Origin of the sequence: Streptomyces sp. PsTaAH-124, assembly GCF_000373685.1 — a bacterium.
GTDB lineage: Bacteria > Actinomycetota > Actinomycetes > Streptomycetales > Streptomycetaceae > Streptomyces > Streptomyces andamanensis.
Window position 1 is genome coordinate 323864 of the sequence record NZ_KB892159.1, and the last position, 6136, is coordinate 329999.

Annotated in this window: 6 protein-coding genes; 2 read left to right on the forward strand and 4 right to left on the reverse strand. The window is 73.8% G+C overall.

Annotated elements, in window-relative coordinates; genetic code table 11:
• Positions 1 to 132: 132 nt before the first annotated feature.
• Together B086_RS0105850 and B086_RS0105855 are read left to right on the forward strand one after the other, a co-directional pair.
• Entirely contained in the window at positions 133 to 1161 is a 1029-nt protein-coding gene (locus B086_RS0105850) for a D-alanyl-D-alanine carboxypeptidase family protein (RefSeq protein WP_018565472.1), read from the forward strand.
• Positions 1162 to 1330: 169 nt separating this feature from the next.
• The gene (locus B086_RS0105855; RefSeq protein WP_018565473.1) at positions 1331 to 2188 is read left to right on the forward strand and encodes an endonuclease/exonuclease/phosphatase family protein; all 858 of its coding nucleotides are present in this window, start codon (positions 1331 to 1333) and stop codon (positions 2186 to 2188) included.
• On the opposite strand, the gene B086_RS0105860 is transcribed toward B086_RS0105855, so the two are convergent.
• From B086_RS0105860 to B086_RS0105875, 4 genes are all read right to left on the reverse strand, one after another.
• Positions 2174 to 3211, reverse strand: coding sequence for a hypothetical protein (locus tag B086_RS0105860; RefSeq protein WP_018565474.1), 1038 nt, complete (start codon positions 3209 to 3211; stop codon positions 2174 to 2176). The genes B086_RS0105855 and B086_RS0105860 overlap by 15 nt on opposite strands.
• A 90-nt stretch (positions 3212 to 3301) precedes the next feature.
• Positions 3302 to 4744, reverse strand: coding sequence for a dihydrolipoyl dehydrogenase family protein (locus B086_RS0105865; RefSeq protein WP_018565475.1), 1443 nt, complete (start codon positions 4742 to 4744; stop codon positions 3302 to 3304).
• A gap of 110 nt (positions 4745 to 4854) precedes the next feature.
• Positions 4855 to 5301 (reverse strand): VOC family protein, encoded by a 447-nt coding sequence (locus B086_RS0105870; RefSeq protein ID WP_018565476.1) that lies wholly within the window; start codon positions 5299 to 5301, stop codon positions 4855 to 4857.
• A 61-nt stretch (positions 5302 to 5362) separates the two neighbouring features.
• Positions 5363 to 6124: an alpha/beta hydrolase gene (locus B086_RS0105875; protein ID WP_063746756.1), complete on the reverse strand. Its 762-nt coding sequence runs from the start codon at positions 6122 to 6124 to the stop codon at positions 5363 to 5365.
• Positions 6125 to 6136: the final 12 nt, after the last annotated feature.

Here is a 6136-nt window from a genome sequence, read left to right on the forward strand (position 1 = left end):
TGCCGGTCGATACAGAGCGGATACAAGGACGAGCGGCGGCGGAGACGGTATCTCGCTCTGCCGGAAAAACCGGCCCCGCAAGGTGGTTGACGTGCGTGAACGTCGCGCGCTGCCCCTTGGAGGTGCGTTCCCATGTGCCCGGTCACCGTTCCCGGCGAGCCCGATCTGCGACCGGTGGGACCGCCGCCCGCCACCGGCCGGCGACGCTTCGGTGCCGCCTGCGCCGCGGGAGCGACGGCACTGGCCGCGCTCGTGGTGCTCGCCGTCGTCACCCGCGGCGGTGACGGGATCCAGGACGCCGGATCGGCCGGTCCCGCCGACAGGGCGTCCACGACGGCGTCGCTGCCCTGGCCCGGGGAAGGGCAGACGAGCGTGTCCGTCGAGGGGGTCGGCCCGGTGGGCGACCTGGGAACGCGCGGCGCGCAGAAACCGGTGCCGATCGCCAGTGTCACCAAGGTGATGACGGCCTACGTCGTGCTGCGTGGCCATCCGCTGGACGAGCACGGAACCGGTCCGGGGATCACCGTGGACGAGCAGGCCGCCGACGAGTCGGTGTCCGGGAGCGAGTCGACCACGCGGGTCGACGAAGGGCGCCGGCTGGACGAACGCAGGCTGCTGGAACTGATGCTGATCCCCTCAGGGAACAACATCGCGCGGCTGCTGGCCCGTTGGGACGCGGGTACGGAGGAGGCGTTCGTCGCCAAGATGAACGAGGCCGCCCGCGACCTGGGCATGCGCGACACCACGTACACCGACGCCAGCGGCATCGGACCGACCAACACCAGTACGTCCGAGGACCAGTTGAAGCTGGCCCGCGCGGCGATGCGGCAGGCGGCGATCCGCTCGGTGGTGGCCATGCGCTCCACGAGCGTGCCCGGCGTCCCAGGGGAGATCAAGAACACCAACACGCTGCTCGGCGAGCACGCCGTGATCGGCCTGAAGACCGGGTCGAGCACCCCCGCGGGCGGCAACCTGATGTGGGCGGCGACCGCGCCCGACCGGGACGGTCACGAGCGGCTGGTGCTGGGCGTCGTACTGCACCAGCGGACCGGCGAGGGCAGCAGTCCGCAGCAGAGCCTGGAGACCGCCATCAGTGCCAGCGGTACGCTGGTCGCGGGCGTACGCGAGTGGGTCGCGGCGAACGTGCCCGGGAAGCGGTGACGCGGTGACGACTCCCGTGCGCAGCCCTGACTCCCCCGAGACACGGGGCACTTCGGGGGCCCCGGGCACTCCCGGGGGACAGCAGAGTCCGCGCGGGCGGCGGGCGGTCCCCGGTGTCTGGCGGCGCGGGCGGATCGCCTCGGCCGCCGCCCTGCCGACCGTCCTGCTGATGGCAGGCCACGGGCTCGTGCCGGACGGGCCCGGGCACCTCGGCAGCCTCGTCGAGACCTTCCTCCCGTGGACCGCGCTAGTCGTGCCCGTGCTGCTGCTGTGCGCGCTGCTGCGCCGGTCGGCGACCGCCGCGGTGGCGGCGGCGGTCGCCGCCGCCGTGTGGTGCGCGATGTTCGGCGGGACACTCCTCGACAAGCAGGCCGGCGGCGGGGACCTGACCGTCGTGACCCACAACGTCGACGAGAACAACCGGGATCCCGCGGGCACCGCGCGGGCATTGGCCGCCCGCGGTGCCGACGTGCTGGCCCTGGAGGAACTGGGAGACGCGACGGACACATACCGCAAGATCCTCGCGAGCCGCTACCGGTACTCGGTGGTGCGCGGCACGGTCGGCCTGTGGAGCCGGTACCCGGTGGACGACGGCGGTCCGGTGGACATCGCACCCTGGCCGCGCGCGCTGAAGGCCACGGTCCACACGCCCAAGGGCCCGGTCGCCTTCTTCGTCGCCCATCTGATGTCCGTACGGTTCACCACGGCCTCGGGCTTCGGAGCCGGCGCCCGTGACGCGGCCGCGCTGCGGCTGGCCGACGCGCTGCGCGCCGAGAAGCTGCCGCGACTGGTCGTGGCGGGCGACTTCAACGGCACCACCGACGACCGGGCGCTGGCCCCCGTCACCGCCGGGCTGCGGTCCGCGCAGGCCGAGGCGGGCGCCGGGTTCGGGTTCAGCTGGCCGGCCGCGTTCCCGGTGGCCCGTATCGACCAGATCCTGGTCCGCGGTGTGGCGCCGCGCTCGGCATGGTCGCTGCCCGCCACCGGCAGCGACCATCTGCCGGTGGCGGCCTCACTGCGGCTGTGACTCCTGGCGCGCCAGGGCGGCTTCGATCTGCCGCAGTGTGGTCCTGTGGGCGATGCTTTCCACCAGACGCCGCAGCTCCGCGCGGGCGTCCGGTCCGCCGATGCGGTCGAGCGCGTACACGGCGCTGCTCGCGACCCTCGGGTGGCGCGGCCCGTGGTGAGGGACACGGCGCAGGGCGGTGTCGACCAGGGCTCCCAGCGCGGTGGCCGTCTCCCCGTCCGGTCCGGTGCAGGCGAGCAGCCAGGTGAGTCCGCGCAGGGCGTTGGCGTTGAACGGGTCGAGCAGTTCGTTGACGGGGGCGTCGCGGAAGTCCTGGCGCAGGGTGAGGGTGCGCGGCCGGCCGGCCAGGGCGAGCCAGCCCAGGGTGCGGGCCCTGAAGACCCCGGGGCCGATGCCGTCCAGGAGTGCGCGGCCGGTCCGCTCCCAGGTCGCGGTCGGGCGGAGCGCCCTGGCGGTGGTGGCATGGGCGAGCAGGTCCCGCCAGACCGGCCGGAGCGCGAGGATGTCGGCCATGGCGGTCTCGGCCCACTGCTCGCCGACGTTCAGCACGGGCTCGGTCACCCGGGCGGCCAGTGCCTTCCGAGATGAGAACCTGCCCTCCGCGTCGCGCCGCAGTGCGGCCGCGACGGCGGGCGGCAGCGGCCGTCCGGCGTCGAGCTCGGCCTCGGCGAAGGCGGCTGCCGGCCCGAACACCTGCCAGCAGTCCGCCACGCGGCCGAGCGCCTCGCGCCGCTCGGCGGCCAGCGTCTCGCCGGGCAGACCGTGTGACAGCCTCAGGGAGAGATACAGCAGCGCGTCCCGCAGTCCGCCCGGCGCCGGGGCGAGCCGCGCGGGTATGACCGCCACCAGCCGTGTCCGTGTCCCGGCCGGCTGCCCGGCGAGCTGTTCGACGACCTCGTCCCAGACCATCCCGGGAAAGCCCCGGCACGCCTCGCACGCGGCCACGGCCACGTCCAGCACGGCTTCCGGGTCACCGGCCGCCAGAGCCAGGTCGACCCGCTCGCCGTATCGCAGTCCGCTCATGCTGCTCCCACTCCCTGTCACACGTGTGTATGGCCGGTGTCGGCCGGCCACGCCGACCCTACACACGAGGTGTGACAGCGGACGGAGGTGTCAGCCCCGATACGTTTCGAGCAGGCGCAGCCACACCTCGCTGATCGTCGGGAACGGCGGGACCGCGTGCCACAGCCGGTCGACGGTGACCTCGCTGGTGATGGCGACCGTGGCGGAGTGCAGGAGTTCACCGACGCCCGGTCCGGCGAAGGTGGCGCCGACGACCGTACGGCGGTCGGGGTCGATGAGGACCCGGGCCGTGCCGCGGTAGTCCGGGCGGTGCTGCAACGCACCGGCGAGCAGGCCGATCTCGTAGTCGACGACGTCGACGCGCCGGCCGGTGCGCTCCGCCTCCTCGGTGGTCAGGCCCACCGCGGCGATCTCCGGCTCGGTGAACACCACCTGCGGTACGGCTTCCAGGTCGGCGGTGGCGGTGTGGCGGCCCCAGCGCGCGGTGTCGAGGGGCTCGCCCTGCGCCCGCGCCGCGATGACGGCACCGGCGATCCGGGCCTGGTACTTGCCCTGGTGGGTGAGGAGCGCGCGGCGGTTGACGTCGCCCACGGCGTAGAGCCAGTCGCCGGACACGCCGGTGGCGGTGAACGAGTCGTCGGTGGCGATCCAGCCGCCGGGGGTCAGACCGACCGTGTCCAGGCCGAGGTCGTCGGTGCGCGGGGCGCGGCCGGTGGCCAGCAGCAGTTCGTCGGCGACGAGCCGGCTGCCGTCGGAGAGGGTGAGGTGCACCTCGCCGTCCGGGCCGCCCTCCCGGGTCGCGGTGCTGATGGTGGTGTTCAGGCGCAGTTCGGCGCCCGCCGCGCGCAGGCTGTCGGCGACCAGTTCACCGGCGAACGGCTCCATGCGGGTCAGCAGGCCCGGCTCGCGCGCGATCAGGGTGACCTGGGAGCCGAGGGCCTGGTAGGCGGTGGCCATCTCGACGGCGACGACCCCGGCACCGAGGATGGCGAGCCGTCCGGGCACCCGCTGGGAGGCGGTGGCCTCGCGGCTGCTCCACGGCCGCAGGGTGTCCAGGCCGGGCAGCGGCGGGAAGGCGGCGCGGGTGCCGGTGCAGACGGCGACGGCGTGTACGGCGCGCAGGTGCAGCACCTCCCCGTCGGGGGTGTGCACGGTCACCTGCCGGGGGCCGTCCAGCCGGCCGTGGCCGCGGACCAGGTCGATTCCGGCGCCCTTGAGCCAGTCGACCTGGCCGTCGTCGTTCCAGTCGGCGGACATGCGGTCGCGGTGCGCGAGGACGGCCGCGGTGTCCAGCGGGCCCGCGACGGCCGGGTTCAGGCCGGGGACCTTCGCCGCGTCGGCGCGCAGCAGGGCAGGGCGCAGCAGGGCCTTGCTGGGCTCGCAGGCCCAGTACGAGCATTCGCCGCCGATGAGTTCGCTCTCCACGATGACGGTGCTCAGTCCTGCGGCCACGGTGCGGTCGGCGACGTTCTCGCCGACCGGTCCTGCGCCGATCACGACGACGTCATAGGTGCGGGTGTTCTCGGTCGTCACTGGTACTCCGGTGGGTGTGTGCCGGGGGTGTGCGGGTGCGGGCCGTGCGGGCACGGCCGGGCGCCCCGGGGGCGGCCGTCGGACGGCCGCCCCCGGGGCGGGTGCGGGGGTCAGCGGCCGGGGGCGCGCTCGGTGACCTCCTGGAGGAACCACTGGTTGCCGTCCGGGTCCTCGAACGAGGCGAACGAACCGTAGCTGGCCCGCTCCGGGTGCAGTCCGGGCACCCGGTCGGCGTCGCCGGGGTGGTGGAAGATGCCGGTGACGTCCTGGAACGGCTCGCTGACCTCGACACCGTTCCCGGCCAGTTCCTTACGGGCCTGCTCGATGTCGGTGACGATGAGGTGCAGGCCGTGCAGGGTGCCCGGCCGCGCCTGGCTGACGCCGTCACCGAGGATGACCGAGCAGCCGGAGCCCGGCGGGGTCACCTGGACGACCCGGTAGCCGTCCTGGACGGGGAAGTCCGCGTCGAGCCGGAAGCCCAGCCGCTCGGTGTAGAACTGCTTGGCGCGGTCCACGTCCGACACGGGCAGGACGACGACTTCGAGCTTCATGTCCATGGTGCTGTTCTCTCTTTCGGTGGGGCTGGGTTCAGCCAGGGGTTCCGGGTGCCGGGACGGGTCAGCGGGTGGTGGCGCGGGCCGCCTTCTCGATGACGTTGGCGACGAGGCCGGGGTGGGAGACGGCGACGGAGTGGGAGGCGGCGATCTCGGTGGTGTGGGCGTGTGCGCGGTGGGCCATGTAGCGCTGGGCGGCGGCGGGGATGTTGAGGTCCTGGGTGGTGATGATGTCCCAGCTGGGGATGGTCTTCCAGGCGGCGGTCTTCGCCTTCTCCTCCAGGGCGGCCTGGGCGATGGGGCGTTGGCCGGCGGCGGCGAGGGCGGCCTGGTCGCGGGGGACGTCGGCGGCGAACTGGTGGCGGAACTTGTCCTGCTGGATGTAGAGGTCGGTGCCGGTGGTGCCGTCGGCGTTCTTGTAGGGGACGGGGTCGAGGGCGTCGGGGAGGGTGGAGCCGGGGTACTTGTTGGTGAGGCCGAGGGCGGTCTCGCCGGGGGCGGGGAGGAAGGCGGCGACGTAGACGAGGGCCTTGATGTCGTGGTCGCCGGTGGCGGCCTGGCTGATGACGGAGCCGCCGTAGGAGTGGCCGACGAGGATCTTGGGGCCCTTGATGTGGTCGAGGAGGCTGCGCAGGGCGGTGGCGTCGCCGCTGGGGCTGCGCAGGGGGTTGGCGGCGGCGACGACGGGGTAGCCGTCGGCGCGCAGTCGTGTGATCACGCCGTTCCAGCTGGAGGCGTCGGCGAACGCGCCGTGTTCCAGGACGATCGTCGGCCTGGTGTGCCGGTCGGCGGTGTCCGTGTGCTGGGGTGTGCTGCTCGCGTTCACGGCGAACGCGGT

Bases quoted from the DNA above. Each gene is read 5' to 3' on its own strand.
- B086_RS0105850 (WP_018565472.1), top strand. From the start codon at position 133: ATGTGCCCGGTCACCGTTCCCGGCGAGCCCGATCTGCGACCGGTGGGA.
- B086_RS0105855 (WP_018565473.1), top strand. From the start codon at position 1,331: ATGGCAGGCCACGGGCTCGTGCCGGACGGGCCCGGGCACCTCGGCAGC.
- B086_RS0105860 (WP_018565474.1), bottom strand. From the start codon at position 3,211: ATGAGCGGACTGCGATACGGCGAGCGGGTCGACCTGGCTCTGGCGGCC.
- B086_RS0105870 (WP_018565476.1), bottom strand. From the start codon at position 5,301: ATGGACATGAAGCTCGAAGTCGTCGTCCTGCCCGTGTCGGACGTGGAC.